Here is a 14,957-nt window from a genome sequence, read left to right as displayed (position 1 = left end):
ATTCCGCATGCGACGCTGGGCAATGGAATAAAGGGTCTTTGATAAATCGGAAGCCATTCTCAATGCCATATTTATTGGGAAAACAAAGCAGATTGGGATGATGCTTTGGGGGGAGGTGGTCAAATTCGACCAGCTTCCGAACCAAATCGAAATATAACATCAAAATTGATTCAAACAATAAATAATAGTTTATTAGGTAATTCAAATCAGTTATTATCAAACAACTATTTTAGCCTTTTTTTTAAAATTTCTGCATTACTTTTGATATGGTAAACGCATAAAATAGATTAACTAAATATCAGCAAGAGAGGGAAAAGATGCTGGAACTTAAAGATATATATTTTACCGTACCCGACGAAGAGGCGGGAAACGGATTGGCCCAAAAAACCATTCTTGACGGTATCAGCTTTACCTTTGAAAAAGGTAAGTTTTACGGCATTACCGGTCCCAACGGCGGAGGAAAGACCACCCTTGCCAAAACTATCATGGGGATTAACAAAAACACCCGGGGCCAGATCATATACAATGGCCAGGATATCACGGACATGACCATTACCGAGCGGGCCAGACAGGGAATCGCTTATGGATTTCAGCAATCAGCCCGGTTCAAGGGGGTGACGTTCAGGGATCTTCTATCCATTGCCGCCGGCACTGATGACGAAGGGAAACTGATGGATATCCTGGCCCGGGTGGGGTTCTGCTCCCTGGATTTTCTCGACAAGCCCGTAGATTCAAAACTTTCCGGCGGCGAGATAAAAAAGATCGAACTTGCCACCACCATTGCCCGAAATCCCGGCCTGGCGATCTATGATGAGCCGGACACGGGCATAGATCTTTGGACCATAGATCCCATGGTTCGACTGATAAAACGGCAGATCACCGACAACGGGACAACAACCATTGTCGTCAGTCACAATAAGGCGTTCCTTGCAGCAGCAGACTGCCTGCTGCTCATAAAGAAAGGTCAGATTGCATATACCGGGGATCTGGAAGGTGCCATGCCGCTGCTAAGCGATTTAAGTGTTTGCGGATACGCAAATCTATGTGAAGGAGATATCGATGCTAGATGCTATAGATAAAAATTTATTAAAGGCAGTGGCGGGCCTGGACGGCATTCCCAAAGGTGCATTCAATATCCGGAAAAACGGAAACCTTTTATCACGTGCGGTGTCGGAAAATATTAACATTGAACCCAATGAAGATGGTACCGGTATTGTGGTAACCGTCAAACCGGGCGTAATCAACGAATCGGTACACATCCCGGTAATACTCAACCAGGCCGGCCTGCATGACGTGGTATACAATACCTTTATCATTGGGGAAGGCGCCGATGTCACCATCGTTGCCGGATGCGGCATCCACTGCTCAGGAAACAGGCCAGAAGGCCACGAAGGCATCCATGAATTCCGGGTGGGTAAAAACGCCACCATCCGCTACCAGGAAAAACACGTTGCCACAGGTGAAGGAAAAGGTAAGCGAAGCCTGAATCCCACCACAAAGGTTTATCTGGACGAAAACGCCGTGGTGGAGATGGAACTGACCCAGATAGGCGGCGTGGACGAGGCAAAGCGGGTGAATGAAGCGGAACTGGGCGCAGGCAGCTCCCTTTTTGTCACCGAACGTATATTGACGGAAGGGCACCAGATAGCCATCTCTGAAAACAATATTATCCTCAAGGGTCATCACAGTAAGACAAACCTGGTATCCCGGTCCGTAATCAAAGAGAACTCCAAACAGGATTTCTACGCCAACGTGGAAGCAAGAGCCAAAAGCTTTGGCCATATCGAATGTGACGCCATCATTATGGGCAACGGCATGAATGAAACGGTGCCGGCCTTACGCGCCCTGCACCCGGACGCAGAGTTAACCCATGAAGCATCCATCGGGAAAATCGCCAATGATCAACTGATCAAACTGATGAGCTTAGGGCTCACTTACGATGAAGCCGTGGACAGAATCATCCGGGGTTTTCTGAAGTAACGGCTATGGCTGGCCGGTAGATGTTTGATTTTTTATCCTAAAAAAATAAAACCTACAAAAAACTCAAAGGGGATTGGAATTTTCCCAATCCCCTACATTAGAAACGCCGGTGCTTAGTGAATTTCTATGAACAATAACAAGAACAATAACTTAAGCCAAGGCCGCCTGGATAATGCTGACCGCCTTTTCCACGGATATCTTATCTGTGTTTAAAACCAGGTCGTAGTTGGCCGGATCCTGAGTATCAGCATTAAAATACCGCCTGATAAAGGCCCTCCTGTTGGCATCAATGCTGACCATCAGTTTCTTGGCATCATCCGCGCTCAGCCCCTTGTCCTTCTGTACCACCTTGCAGCGCATGTCATCAGAGGCAACGATTCTCACCCTTAAGGCGTTAGTGTCTTTTAAGACAAAATTGCCTCCCCTGCCCAGAATAACGGCATTGCCGTGACTGCCGATTGTATTGAGTACCCGAAGCAGAATTTTTGAATACTCGTCAGGCCATAGATGGTGTTTGTGGACCAATGCGGCAATCAGGTCATCCACAATACTCATTTTCTTCTCATCAAGGGTGTCAAGCAGAGTCTTGGCCCTATCAGTTTCAACTAGAGTCTTACTTCTATCAGAAGAATCCTTGGTCTCCTTGATCATACCTTCAACGATTTCATAGTCAAACAGGTCAAAGCCCAACGCTTTGGCAAGTGCTTCAGCCACCTCATGTCCACGGCTGCCACGTTGCCTTGAAATGGTAATCACATTGCAGGTATCCACCGGGCTTACGCCCTGCTTCTTTTGCATTTCCCACCGTTTAATCTGTTCATCGATCATCTTATGAATGGACCTGGTCATGAACCCCTCCTTTCCCGGGCATACCGGGGGTTAGATAAATTTACATTCGTGCCTGAAGGCCTACAAATTTTGATGGATCAACCTCAGCATGTTGATATTTTATCAAACTTCATCTCTCATTTTATGATAATGACTAATAGTGGGCGAAAATAGAACCAAGCCCCACTGCATTTTAATGAATGATGTAAATATCATAATCCTTGTTCACTATAAAATCAATTCCGGTTTTGCATGGGACCGGATTTGCGCGACAGGCCGGCTTAAGTGTATCTCATTACTCAGACGACATTATCTCATTTGGCGAAATATTATACAAACCCCCCAAAGCCCGGGCGAAAAAAATTAGGTTTTAAATTGATCCACCGATGTTTTCAGGGTTTTGGATATCTGACTGAGGCGGTCCGCACTTGCGTTTATTTCCGAACTTCTGTCCGACATGCCACGGGCTGCCTGGTGAACATCGTCAATATCACTTGCAATTTTCTGAACTTTTTTTGAACTTTCCATTACATTACGGGTAACCTCTTGAATTCCCAAGGCTGCCTGGCTGACATTGCCGGCAATTTCACGCGTAGTGCCCGACTGTTCTTCCACGCTGGTGGTGATGGTGTCGATCATGGCATTGACACTGTCAATGGCATTGCTGATTTCTAAAATTTCTGAAATCGCCTGATGGGTCGAGTCCTGGATACGGAGCACTTTTCCCTGAATTTCATGGGTGGCGTCTGCGGTTTGCTGTGCCAGGGTTTTAATTTCATTGGCTACCACGGCAAAGCCTTTGCCGCGTTCACCAGCGCGCGCAGCTTCAATGGTCGCATTCAAGGAGAGCAGCTTGGTTTGTTCGGAAATATCTTTAATGGTTTCAACCACATCTCCGATTTCATGGGCACTCAGCTCAAGATTTTTAATGCTGTCGGTTGCTTTCTGGGTTTTGGAGACGGCGTAGTGGCTGTTTTTGCGGGTTTCTTCAGTATTCTTGGCAATCTGGCCAATCATGGTACTCATCTCTTCAGCCGCAGAAGAGACCATTTCGATATTGTTGGAAGATTGTTCAGCCGCCGTTGCCGTTGAGGTCATGTTGTCGCTCACATCGACGGCCGCTGCTGCCACGGCATTAGACCTTTCGGTCATTATACCGGCGGCATCTGACATCTTTTTTGAAATTTCAAGAAGCTCGGCGGATGACCTATTCTGCTTTTCAGAATTGTTTGCGATATCCCGGATAATCCCCTGCAGTTTTTCAACAAAGGTATTGAAACACTTGGCAAGGCTGCCCAGTTCATCTGCAGAAGCGACGCTTAACCTCTTGGTCAGGTCACCGTCGCCTTCAGCCGCATCCTTCAATCCGCTGAGAACGTTAAAAATTGGTTTTTTGACCATTCTCTGGATGGCAATAAACACCATACAACTCATAATAAACAAAAGCATCACTGATCCGGCAGTGGTAAAATACTTGAGTTTGGAGATAACCGTATTTAAGGCGCTAAGATCGTATGCAAGCGAGAGAATGCCGCCGATTTCTCCTTTTTTCCACGTCGGATGACACCGGATACAGTCTGCAACAACGGGCTGGGGGCCGAAAATGACAAGCCGGCTGTCATGTTTTTGCACAACTTGCGCCTTTTCTTCCCGGATGCGGGACAATAATCCCTCCGGAAAAGGCTCTGCCTTGTCCAATGCATTGGACGACAAATTGACCGCGCCTTTCCGGTCATAAAGATTGACCTCTATCACCCCGTTGATTTCCTTTTGGTGGTGGAGCAGTTTTTGGAAGTTGTTCATCTGGCCCCGTTCAAGCGATCCTTTTACACCGTCTTCAAAGGCGTTGAACAAGGTCTGAAGGGACTGGGTGTAGGTCAGTCGCATCTGGTTTTCCACAAACCGATTTAAAAGCGCTACGGAAGCAGCAAGACAGATCAACAAGACAATAACCACCGTGAGAATGATTTTATAGGTAATGGAGAGTCGGGCGAACAAACGAATTTTCATGACTTTTCTCCTGGGATTCCAGGAATGACGATTTCAGCGTTACGGTAAAACGGAAAATCTTTTTTCCTTGCAAACATCGGCGATGCACAGCCGATACAAGGTGCATTGGCATCAATGCACCAGGTCTGTCCACTGTTCCACCAGCGGGTGGGGCAGTCTGCAAATGTGTCCGGCCCCAGACAGCCGATTTTAAAAAGACAGCCTTGATCTCCCAGTTTTTCAGCAAAAATCTCCTGCTGGAAGTCATGGTACCGGGGACACAATTCATGGACCTTCCGGCTGAAAAAAGCAGCCGGTCGGGTATCCGTAAGTTCCGGGAGTCCGATTTTCACCAGGTGAACAATGGTTTTCCAAACCCAGTCAGGATGCACCGGGCATCCTGGGATGGAGATCAGGAGCGGCTTTTTATTTATTGCTTTGTAAAAATCGTTCAGGCTGACAGCGCCGGTCAGGTTGCCTTCAGCAGCCGGAATACCTCCATAAGAACTGCAGGTGCCGATGGCAACGGCACCGCTCATGGTTCGGGCGGCAGCACTCAGGTAGTCTGCAATGGGTTTTCCGCCAATGACGCAGGCGTCAGGCATCCCCAAGGGAATGGACCCTTCCACAGCCAGAAAATAATCCCCGGCATTCCCGCTGATATAAGCGTTCATCAGATCCAGCACCTGTTTTCCGGATGCGGCCGACAGATCCTGATGGTAGACCAGCTTGGAGTACTGGGTAATCATGGAGACCGCACCGGGCGCTTCGGCCTGCAGCAGGGATACGGAACACCCGGTGCAAGATTGTGCCTGAAGATAGATCAGCTTGGGCACGGATTTGGGATCAATGGTTTTCAGGGCGGCTTTGACCGCGGAGGGGAACCCGGCAATCGGAAGGGAGGCACCGAGACAGGCAGCCAGTTTCAAAAAATCTCGTCTATTTATCATGGAATTTTTCCTCCGAACTTATCTGTATAACATGGGTGTGGGATGTTGTGTCATATCAGTGAACGGCACAGGCCAGACAGGGATCGAAAGAGTGTACAATCCGGTTGGCCTCGATTTGTTGGGCAGGATCTTCGACCCTGGTGCCGATGAGGGCGGACTCCAATGCACCGGGCCTGCCTGTGTCATCCCTGGGAGAACAGTTCCATGTGGTCGGCACCACACATTCATAATGATCAATTTTATAGTTTCTGATCCGGATATAATGAAGCAGGGCACCCCTTGATGCCTCGGTGAGGCCGAAGCCTTCCCCGGCTTCCGGTATTTTTATCTCAGGTATGAATGGCGCAGACGGATTGATTTGTTCGGTCTGGTCCAGAAGAAAATCGGCGATTACGACGGCAGACACGGCGCGGCACAGGTGGCGGCCCAGGACCGAATTGAGTTGTTCCGGCCTAATGTCCGCCATACCGGCGAACCGGTCCACCAGCTGCTTGACGGTTTCATTGCCGCCCTGTAAATAATCCACCAGTATCCTTGCCGCCGGTCCGACTTCCAGTACATGCCCGCCATACCGGGGCGCCTTTACCCAGGAATAGGCCCCTTCTTTGTGCGGAGCCGGTGTCAGGCGGCCCTGGGTGACTTTCAGACCGGATGGGGAGCTGTATTTGGCAAATTTAACATCTTCGGTAATGGCACCTGTTTTTACCGTTTCCACTTTCCCGTCAATAAGCACGCCGGGCGACAGGAGCCTGGGACTGTCCGGTTCGGGCCCAAATGGCAGCAGGCCGTAGGACATGAAGCCGCCCTTGCTTTGGCCGATATGCCAGTATTCCGGGAATGCGCCGGCAACTGCCAGAAGATCGGGCAGGTACTTGTGATGGATAAAATGCTTAACCTCATGAATCAGCGCCTGATAAGACGAGATGGCGTCAATGTCCGGCGGCCGGGTGCAGCCGCCGGGAAAAATCCCCGTGGCATGGGGAAACCTGCCGCCGAAAATGGCAGAGGCCCGGTTGGCTTTTTTCTGGATTTCAAGGGATTCCACATAATGCTTTAACGCGGTGATATTTATGTCCGCATCCGTTACATAAGTTCCGGACAGCCGGGGCAAAAAAGGCGCTGCCGGGTGGGAGTCTCCGCTGCCCAGTGCGTGGTTGACCCACTCTTTCAAGTGGGTCAGGTCACGGTCTTTGCCGGTATACCCCGTAATAGCGGTCACATCGATAAAATCAAGGGCAGAGAGCTGATAAAAATGTAAAAGATAGTCGTATAAATGGTTGGCGCCCTGGATAAGGTTATGAAGAATTCTGCCGTTTGGCGGTGTCCTGAGCCGGTAGGCCGCTTCCTGGGCATAAGAAGAGGCAATGGCATGGGCATACGGGCATACGCCGCAAATCCTCTGGGTAATCTGCTGAGCGTCAAGCGGATCTCGACCCAGAAGGAAAACTTCAAACCCTCTGAACATTTCCCCCATGCTTTTCGCATCGGTGATGATATTGTTTTCTACGGTTGTATTAATATTGAGGTGACCCTCAAGCCGGGTGACAGGGCCAATATCGATTTTCATGCTGCGCCTCTTTGTATATGAAAGCCCCAATAAGTTGTTAAATTACTTTCATATTTTGTTGTGGGTTGAGTCCGAGTCTTGAGAGGCCAGGTGGGCCCATGACCGTTATTTGAATGATTCTATTATCTTCTGAATTTCCTTTTGCGTTGCCGTTGAAAAGTCTTTCAGCGTATTTTTTGCTTTAAACCAGACAAGCTTTGTTTGCGATGCAAATCCCAGAATAAATGATTTTTCGGGCAGGGCCTGGGTATCGCTCTCTGAGACGTTTAGTAAAAGAGAATTGTCATCAGCATAAAAAACCGTGTCGGATTTAATTAAATCTTTATAATCGCTCTTTATGGCTATGGTTAAAATCAGTTTATTCTCTTTGCTAAGCTCGTGATCCAAAATCTTTCCGATTTCTATGCCTTTTGAATAAATCTTAGTATTTGTAACATTGGGATTATCTTCAAATACAACGTAATAGAAATTTTTAGGCGAAAACATCGCGCAGTTTAGAAAAAAAGGGAGTACCACCATCAAAATAAAAATCGATTTTCTATACATGAAGACCTCTTAAATTGTTTTGTTGGACAGAATCAAATTTGATTTATTTTTTATCCTACAAAATCAAATTAATAAAAACAACTAAAAAGGAAGAAAGGCCTTTTGATTGTGGATCAGGGCTGTTTTTGTAACTTTACACGGATATAAAAAGCCGGTATAATTATACTTTTTTTCAGATCAACAAAAGCTGTTTACCTTCGGACAAAGAAATACAGGACACAGGATGAATCCTAAGGAAATACCCATTAAAGATCTTCTTCCCCACAGGAACCGGATGCTCCTTATTGAACGTATTATTGAGGTGAATGACGCCTCAACCGTGTCTATTGCCGTGGTATCGGATGATTGGCCCCTTGTCTCTGCGGGATCGGTAAGCCCCATTGTCATGGTGGAACTGGCTGCACAAACCGCCGGGGTCAACAACAGTATCCACCGGTTGCAAATCCGGGGGAAAGAAGACGGCACCATGGGATGGATTGCCGGTGTTAAATCCGCCGTATTTCATATGGACAGCCTTCCTGTGGGTGCAACCCTCATCACCCGGACCCGGAACAGCTTCTCCTTTGAAGATTTCAGGGAGGTTACCGGAACCGTAACCTTGGATAAAACCGTTGCCGCGCAAATCACGTTGCAGCTCGTCTCGGCATAACAAAATTTTAAATGATCAATCATTAAACAAGAGAATCAATCATACGTTAGGATAGTCTTTCCATGTCTCAGAAAACAGATACAAAAACGGCCGTCATCACAGGCGCAAGCCGGGGGATCGGCCGGGCCGTCGCCATTGAACTTGCAAAGCAGGGGTATTACACCTTTATAAATTACCATTCGGACAAAGACGGGGCCGCCCACACCCTTGAGCAGGTCCGGGCAGCCGGTTCCCATGGAGAGATCATGCAGTTTGATGTGACGGACAGGGAACAATCCAAAGCCGCAATTGACAACATCGTGGACCGGTGCGAAACCATTGATGCACTGGTAAACAATGCAGGGATCGTTGATGACGGTCTGTTTATCATGATGAAGGAAGAAAGCTGGGACAAGGTGATCCGGACCAGCCTTGACGGCTTTTACAATATAACAAAACCGATCCTGAAAAAAATGGTGCGTCAGAAACGCGGGGTTGTTGTCTCCATCGCATCTTTGTCCGGCCTGACAGGAAACCGGGGACAGGCCAATTACAGTGCAGCAAAAGCAGGACTCATCGGCGCCAGCCGCAGCATTGCAGCCGAAGTGGCACGGCTTGGCATTCGAATCAATGTTGTGGCGCCAGGACTCATCGAAACCGATATGACCAAGGATTTGCCCCTGGCCAATGTCAAAACCATGATTCCCATGGCGCGGGTGGGACAGCCCGAGGAGGTGGCACGGGTGGTTAAATTCCTGTGTTCAGAGGATGCGTCCTACATCACCGGCCAGGTGATCTCGGTCAACGGCGGCATGTTCTAATGTTTATAAAAAAAAGACTTTTCCTGGGGGCGGCCACCGTACTGATGGCGGCCGTGATTTCAGTTGGTGCAAATGCAGCGTCCCTGGCGGATATCCAGGAGGCGGCCGGTACCATCCGGTCAATCAGTGCCGATTTTATCCAGGAAAAGCACATGAAAATCCTGGTAAAACCCCTGGTTTCCAAAGGAAGTATCCGTTTCCAGAGCCCGGACGCACTCAGATTTGAGTACCGGGAACCCATCAAAAATGTCCTTATCATGCAGGGAAAAAGCGTTTCTCGCTATATACAAAAAGAGAACACATTTATCCGGGACAATGCTTCGGCCATGGGTGCCATGACCGTTGTCATGGATGAAATCAGCCAATGGCTGAAGGGCGATTTCAACACAAAGGTTTTCGATGCGACTATTGAAGAGGCGCCGGAGCCCGGCAGAATCATCCTGGTTCCAAAGGAGAAAGCCATAAGCAGTTTTATCCAGGAGATCGTTTTGGTTCTGTCCGAACAGCCGGGCGTGTTTAAAGAGGTCATTATCCGGGAAAACCAAGATTCTTACACCCGTCTTCGATTTGAAAAAGCGACACTCAATGAAGACATTAACCCTGACGTATTTGCCGCCCCGAAATGAGACTTAAAACGGCGCTGGAATATCTCTTTGTATTTACTTTTTTAATTAGCGCAGGGTGTGCTGGTCTGCCGCCCATTGTATCCCCGGATAATTGTGCTGCCCTGGACAAAGAAAGCTTTTCACGCGAATTGAACACACTGTTCCCGACCGATTCGTTTCAGTTCGTCCATGCCATAGAGTTGACTATGGCGGGCAACCATTCGGCCATGCTCATGGGTGTTGTAAATATCCACCCCCGGCACCGCGCCATCCATTGTGTGATCATGACCCTGGAGGGACTGGTTCTTTTTGAAGCCGACCACACCGCTGAAGCGTTCACAATTCACCGGGGCATTCCCCCCTTTGACAGTCAGGCCCTTGCCCGGGGTCTGATATCGGACATTGAGCTTATCTTTTTCACCCCCCGGGGCCGACTTGATGCCTGGGGAAAGCTTGAAAATAAAAATACTATCTTAAGGTTTTCAGAACCTGACGGCGGGACAATAGACATTGTCATCTCCCCGGACAGGACCATTTGGACCCAGAACTTAAGGACCGGCAGCCATCGGATCAAACGCTGGGTTAAATATATATTTCCCAAAGCAACCACAAACCGCCGGTCCCCTGTTTTCCCAAAATCTATAACCTTGACCGCGGCATTTCCATCACGATACACTTTAACCATGACTCTGACAGACGCGAATTTAATCTCGAACACCCAACCCCTGCGGTGACAATAGATGAAACTGAAACTGATCTATCCCAGATGGACAAAACTTGACCGGCAGACCGAATTCCATCTGCCCCCCCATGGACCTGTTGTGTTTGCGGCAGCCCTGCCCGACTATATCGACGTCCAGTTTATTGATGAAAATGTCCAGACCATTGACTATGATGAACAGGTGGACGTGGTTGCACTCTCCATGATGCTTACCATCCAGATCAACCGCGGCATTGCCATTGCAAAAAAATTTAGGTCCAAAGGGATTCCGGTTATTGCCGGGGGCATTGCCACCATGCTCCATGCAGAACAGATGACAGGCCAGGTGGATGCCGTGTTTCTTGGAGAGGCTGAAGGCCGGATGGAGAAGCTTTTTGATGACTTAAAGAAAAACTGCCTGGCCCCGGTGTATGATTATCTTTCTTCACAGCCACCCATTGAAAGCGTGGGACCGGCCAGGAGGGATATTCTTGAACGGGACCTGTACAACTACAAAGGGGTGCAGATGGTGGATCTGGTCCATGCCTCCCGGGGATGCAGATTTAACTGCTACCCCTGCGCCGTGGCCTATTTAGGGGGACGAAAATTCAGACCCAGACCCATCGACAAAACCATTGAAGAGCTGGCCTCAATTGACAACAACCGGCTCTTTATTGTGGACAATTCCCTGGCCCAGGACAAGCAGTGGGAAATGGACCTTTTCCGGGAGATGATCCCGCTAAAGAAGAAATGGTGCTGCCACCCCATTGAAAACGACCCCAAGGTGCTGGACCTGGCAGCCCAGGCCGGCGCCTGGTATGTTTACCAGGCTGTATTCGACACCTCGGATTTAATCCGGGACAGGATCAAACGCTACCATGATTACGGCATCGGTGTAGAGGGGACCATCCTTCTAGGCCTTGACCACCACACAGAAGACTCCATCAAAAGACTCATTGATTTTCTTTTGGAAATTGATCTTGATCTGGCTGAATTTACGCTTCTGACGCCGTTCCCCCACACCCGGGCGTGGGAAGAGCTAAACAGCCAGAAAAGAATTCTATCCTATGACTGGGATGAGTATTCTGCGGACAAAGTGGTATTTCAGCCCAAAAACATGGCCCCGGAGCGCCTGCAGGAACTTCTCCAGTATTCCTGGGACGCCTTTTACCAGGATGAACCCCAAAATATCAAAATGTATAAACTGTTAAAAACGGTCATCCAAAAGGAAAAAGCGGATAATACCTATCAACCGAGAAACCGGAATCTCGTGCGCTCCGCGTTTGGGCGGCCCGCAGGTCAACAACGCTGATATCCGTTACATTATACTGCTGACCGCCGATATTAAGGGACTTGGCCGATCTCAATTTACCGTTAATGGTCCAATAGTAATATCCCACTGAGGAAGCTGGATAGAACGATCAAGGCGCTTTTCAAGTTCTGCTTTCTCCTTTGTGCATAGGGTGATTCCCTTCGAGTTGAGCGGCAAGCATAACACAAAATCGGAAATTCAAAAACGGCCAACTCCCTTACTTGTCGTTACGGGGAAATCGCTTAAGAATCAGGCTGGTGTTAATGCCGCCAAAGGCAAAATTCTGGACAGCGGCATACTGGATATTTGTTTCCATCAACTGTGGCGTATGGCGGATCATGGCGCAGCGGTCATCCACCTGATCCAGATTGAGCGTGGGAACAATAAATCCTTTTTCCATCATATAAAGGGTGAGAATGGTTTCGATCACACCGCAGGCTGCGATGGTGTGTCCCATGTAACTTTTCAATCCGCTGACCCATGGTTTGTTTCCATAGACATTGTTAATGGCCCGGGCCTCGATCACGTCCCCGATACGGGTCGCCGTGGCATGTGCACTGATAAAATCAATCTGGTCCGCATTGATCTGGGCATTTTCTAAGCCCATCTCAAGCACCTGGGTGACTCCGGCAAGATCAGGCATGATAAGGTTGCCGCCGTTATTATTGGTGGAGAACCCGATCACCTCCCCAAGAATTATCGCACCCCGTTTTCTGGCAGATTCAAATTCCTCCAGCATAACCGCGCCGGCGCCCTCGCCCACCACCAGCCCGTCTCGTTCGGCATCAAAGGGGCGGGGCGTTTTATGCGGGGTGTCATTATAATGGGTGGAACAGGCCAGCAGATTATCAAATACAGCCACCGTGGTGGTATCGTACTCTTCGGAACCGCCGCAGATCATTGCGTCCTGCACTCCGAATTTAATCATCTCATACCCGAACCCGATAGACTGGCTGCTGGTGGTGCAGGCTGACGGAGAACTGATGACCCGCCCTGTTATCCCAAACATCCGGGTAATGTTGACGGCGGTGGTATGGACCATTGATTTCAGATAATCTGCGGCCGAAAGGGAGAACATGTCAGTGGATTGCGCATTAAAGCAGGCCTGGTACACTTTTTTGAGAACAACGGTGGACCCGTGAGAAGACCCAAAGGAAACCCCGACTCTTCCCGAAGAAAGAAATGTCCTGTCAAGCCCTGACTGTTTGATGACATCATCCACAACCCTGCAGGCTGCAAGGGAGACCGGTCCCATAGTTTTGCGATATTTTCTTGGAAAGTCGTACGCCAGCTCCTCGTCCACCGTTCCAAACACGTTCGTATTCAGTTGCTCAACCAGAAGTTCATCGTCCCTGATCCGGCCAACACCAGATGTGCCGCTCTCAAGGTGTTTAAGGATATCCGCCTTGCTGCAGCCAATGGGCGTTATGCCTGAAGATCCGGTTATGACAACTCGTCTTTCCATAAATATTCAATCATCATTTCAAAATTTCAATGCATCAGGATATAATCAGACAATCAGGGGACCTTAAGCCCTTTCAGCCATGGCCTTTTCAATAAAATCAACGATCTCGTTGACGGTTCGTATGGTCATGGCGGCCTCTTCCTCATCTCGGGTCAGTTTGGTTTTCATCAATGTCTCAATTTCCCGGAGTAACTCTATGGCATCAATACTGTCAAAGCCGTGGACGGCATTAAGGTCATCGTCAAGTCCAACATCGGACATTTCAAAATTGGTTTCAATGAAATTAATAATGGTGGCCTGTATTTCTTCTCGATCCATTTTCTATCGTCCTTTGCTCTTCTGATGATTCTTCGAACGCTCCTGCCGAAGGTTGTTTTCATTCTAACAGTTCAGTTCCAAAGGATATAGTCATCACCATAAGTCATTGTGAATGAAAACATTATCCATGGTACTCTCAGAAAAATCGCATGCTATAGCTCATATCTATTTTAAATGCCTTTTGGAAGCACTCCATTCTTCCCCCCCCCGCTTAATTGTATCCAAAAAGAAAGGGGTTTCAATATGAGTCCTAAAACTCTTGAAACCCCCGTCCTTTCTATATGGTACCGAAGAAGGGACTTGAACCCCCACGCCTTGCGGCACTAGATCCTAAGTCTAGCGTGTCTACCAGTTCCACCACTTCGGCAAAGAAAAAACACAAAATTTAGATCGTTATCTATAATTAAAAAACTACCCTAATGTCAAGGCTGATATATAAAATAAAAATAAGTACAGGCTATAGTAAAAAAGGCCCTGAGAATCATACGTAATGATAATCAGCGCCTTTTTGAAAAATAATCCGGCGACGTTCTACTCTCCCACACAGTCTCCCATGCAGTACCATCGACGCTAAAGAGCTTAACTTCCGTGTTCGAGATGGGTACGGGTGTGACCTCTTTGCCATTGTCACCGGATTAAACTGGAATTATTTAATCTGTTGCAGTAAAAATCAAGCTTGCTATGTTGCTCTATCAAAGAGTCTAAATTTATTCGTGGAAAAAAGTGGCTAAGCCTCACGACCTATTAGTACTGGTAAGCTCAACATGTTGCCATGCTTACACACCCAGCCTATCAACCTTGTAGTCTTCAAGGGGTCTTCAGTCATAAAGATGGGATATCTAATCTTGAAGTTGGCTTCCCGCTTAGATGCTTTCAGCGGTTATCCTTACCCAACTTGGCTACCCAGCAATGCCGCTGGCACGACAACTGGAACACCATTGGTTGGTCCAATCCGGTCCTCTCGTACTAGGATCAGATCTCCTCAAATATCCTGCGCCCACGAAAGATAGGGACCAAACTGTCTCACGACGTTTTAAACCCAGCTCACGTACCACTTTAATTGGCGAACAGCCAAACCCTTGGGACCTGCTCCAGCCCCAGGATGTGATGAGCCGACATCGAGGTGCCAAACCGCCCCGTCGATGTGAACTCTTGGGGGCGATAAGCCTGTTATCCCCGGCGTACCTTTTATCCGTTGAGCGACGGCCCTTCCATTCAGAACCGCCGGATCACTAAGACCTACTTTCG

The 14,957-nt window shown here is 48.3% G+C and carries 14 protein-coding genes, 1 tRNA gene and 2 rRNA genes (1 of these 17 cut by a window edge); 7 read left to right on the top strand and 10 right to left on the bottom strand.

Annotated elements, in window-relative coordinates; genetic code table 11:
• Positions 1 to 317: 317 nt before the first annotated feature.
• Together DESPODRAFT_RS07780 and DESPODRAFT_RS07775 are read left to right on the top strand one after the other, a co-directional pair.
• Positions 318 to 1,079 carry an ABC transporter ATP-binding protein gene (locus tag DESPODRAFT_RS07780; protein WP_004072632.1) on the top strand — a complete coding sequence of 254 codons (762 nt, stop codon included), beginning with the start codon at positions 318 to 320 and terminating at the stop codon, positions 1,077 to 1,079.
• Positions 1,060 to 1,980, top strand: coding sequence for a SufB/SufD family protein (locus DESPODRAFT_RS07775; RefSeq protein ID WP_004072630.1), 921 nt, complete (start codon positions 1,060 to 1,062; stop codon positions 1,978 to 1,980). The genes DESPODRAFT_RS07780 and DESPODRAFT_RS07775 overlap by 20 nt, the downstream gene beginning before the upstream one ends.
• A 150-nt stretch (positions 1,981 to 2,130) precedes the next feature.
• Here the strand turns inward: DESPODRAFT_RS07775 and DESPODRAFT_RS07770 are convergent, their stop codons facing one another.
• The 5 genes from DESPODRAFT_RS07770 to DESPODRAFT_RS07745 all read right to left on the bottom strand — a co-directional run bounded on the left by DESPODRAFT_RS07770 (position 2,131) and on the right by DESPODRAFT_RS07745 (position 7,860).
• Positions 2,131 to 2,829 (bottom strand): cytidylate kinase-like family protein, encoded by a 699-nt coding sequence (locus tag DESPODRAFT_RS07770; RefSeq protein WP_004072628.1) that lies wholly within the window; start codon positions 2,827 to 2,829, stop codon positions 2,131 to 2,133.
• A 342-nt stretch (positions 2,830 to 3,171) separates the two neighbouring features.
• The gene (locus DESPODRAFT_RS07760; RefSeq protein ID WP_004072626.1) at positions 3,172 to 4,818 is read right to left on the bottom strand and encodes a methyl-accepting chemotaxis protein; all 1,647 of its coding nucleotides are present in this window, start codon (positions 4,816 to 4,818) and stop codon (positions 3,172 to 3,174) included.
• Entirely contained in the window at positions 4,815 to 5,747 is a 933-nt protein-coding gene (locus tag DESPODRAFT_RS07755) for a hydrogenase small subunit (RefSeq protein WP_004072624.1), read from the bottom strand. The genes DESPODRAFT_RS07760 and DESPODRAFT_RS07755 overlap by 4 nt, the downstream gene beginning before the upstream one ends.
• Positions 5,748 to 5,802: 55 nt before the next feature.
• Positions 5,803 to 7,314 (bottom strand): nickel-dependent hydrogenase large subunit, encoded by a 1,512-nt coding sequence (locus DESPODRAFT_RS07750; protein ID WP_004072606.1) that lies wholly within the window; start codon positions 7,312 to 7,314, stop codon positions 5,803 to 5,805.
• Positions 7,315 to 7,419: 105 nt separating this feature from the next.
• Positions 7,420 to 7,860, bottom strand: coding sequence for an MlaD family protein (locus tag DESPODRAFT_RS07745; protein WP_004072604.1), 441 nt, complete (start codon positions 7,858 to 7,860; stop codon positions 7,420 to 7,422).
• A gap of 223 nt (positions 7,861 to 8,083) precedes the next feature.
• On the opposite strand from DESPODRAFT_RS07745, the gene DESPODRAFT_RS07740 reads away from it, so the two are divergent.
• The 5 genes from DESPODRAFT_RS07740 (at position 8,084) to DESPODRAFT_RS07720 (ending at position 11,926) form a co-directional block, all read left to right on the top strand.
• Positions 8,084 to 8,509 (top strand): hotdog family protein, encoded by a 426-nt coding sequence (locus tag DESPODRAFT_RS07740; protein ID WP_004072602.1) that lies wholly within the window; start codon positions 8,084 to 8,086, stop codon positions 8,507 to 8,509.
• 62 nt (positions 8,510 to 8,571) lie between these two features.
• On the top strand, positions 8,572 to 9,309 hold the full coding sequence (gene fabG, locus DESPODRAFT_RS07735; RefSeq protein WP_004072600.1) for a 3-oxoacyl-ACP reductase FabG: 738 nt from the start codon (positions 8,572 to 8,574) through the stop codon (positions 9,307 to 9,309).
• The gene (locus DESPODRAFT_RS07730; RefSeq protein ID WP_004072598.1) at positions 9,309 to 9,935 is read left to right on the top strand and encodes an outer membrane lipoprotein carrier protein LolA; all 627 of its coding nucleotides are present in this window, start codon (positions 9,309 to 9,311) and stop codon (positions 9,933 to 9,935) included. Before fabG ends, DESPODRAFT_RS07730 begins: the two co-directional genes overlap by 1 nt.
• Complete coding sequence (locus tag DESPODRAFT_RS07725; protein ID WP_004072595.1) at positions 9,932 to 10,648, top strand: hypothetical protein; 717 nt, start codon at positions 9,932 to 9,934, stop codon at positions 10,646 to 10,648. Before DESPODRAFT_RS07730 ends, DESPODRAFT_RS07725 begins: the two co-directional genes overlap by 4 nt.
• A gap of 6 nt (positions 10,649 to 10,654) precedes the next feature.
• A complete protein-coding gene (locus DESPODRAFT_RS07720; protein WP_004072594.1) occupies positions 10,655 to 11,926 on the top strand; it encodes a B12-binding domain-containing radical SAM protein in 1,272 nt (423 codons plus the stop codon).
• Between the two features lie 217 nt (positions 11,927 to 12,143).
• Here the strand turns inward: DESPODRAFT_RS07720 and DESPODRAFT_RS07715 are convergent, their stop codons facing one another.
• The 5 genes from DESPODRAFT_RS07715 to DESPODRAFT_RS07695 form a co-directional block, all read right to left on the bottom strand.
• Entirely contained in the window at positions 12,144 to 13,391 is a 1,248-nt protein-coding gene (locus tag DESPODRAFT_RS07715) for a beta-ketoacyl-[acyl-carrier-protein] synthase family protein (RefSeq protein WP_004072592.1), read from the bottom strand.
• 63 nt (positions 13,392 to 13,454) lie between these two features.
• Entirely contained in the window at positions 13,455 to 13,709 is a 255-nt protein-coding gene (locus tag DESPODRAFT_RS07710) for an acyl carrier protein (RefSeq protein WP_004072590.1), read from the bottom strand.
• 282 nt (positions 13,710 to 13,991) lie between these two features.
• Positions 13,992 to 14,076: transfer RNA gene (locus tag DESPODRAFT_RS07705), tRNA-Leu, on the bottom strand.
• Between the two features lie 151 nt (positions 14,077 to 14,227).
• Positions 14,228 to 14,344, bottom strand: a 5S ribosomal RNA gene (gene rrf / locus DESPODRAFT_RS07700).
• 88 nt (positions 14,345 to 14,432) lie between these two features.
• Positions 14,433 to 14,957, bottom strand: a 23S ribosomal RNA gene (locus DESPODRAFT_RS07695) (it continues 2,459 nt past the right edge of the window).

Source organism: Desulfobacter postgatei 2ac9, from assembly GCF_000233695.2.
GTDB classification, from domain to species: Bacteria; Desulfobacterota; Desulfobacteria; order Desulfobacterales; family Desulfobacteraceae; genus Desulfobacter; species Desulfobacter postgatei.
Note: the sequence above shows the minus strand (reverse complement) of the source record. Positions and strands in the feature narration are given on the sequence as shown.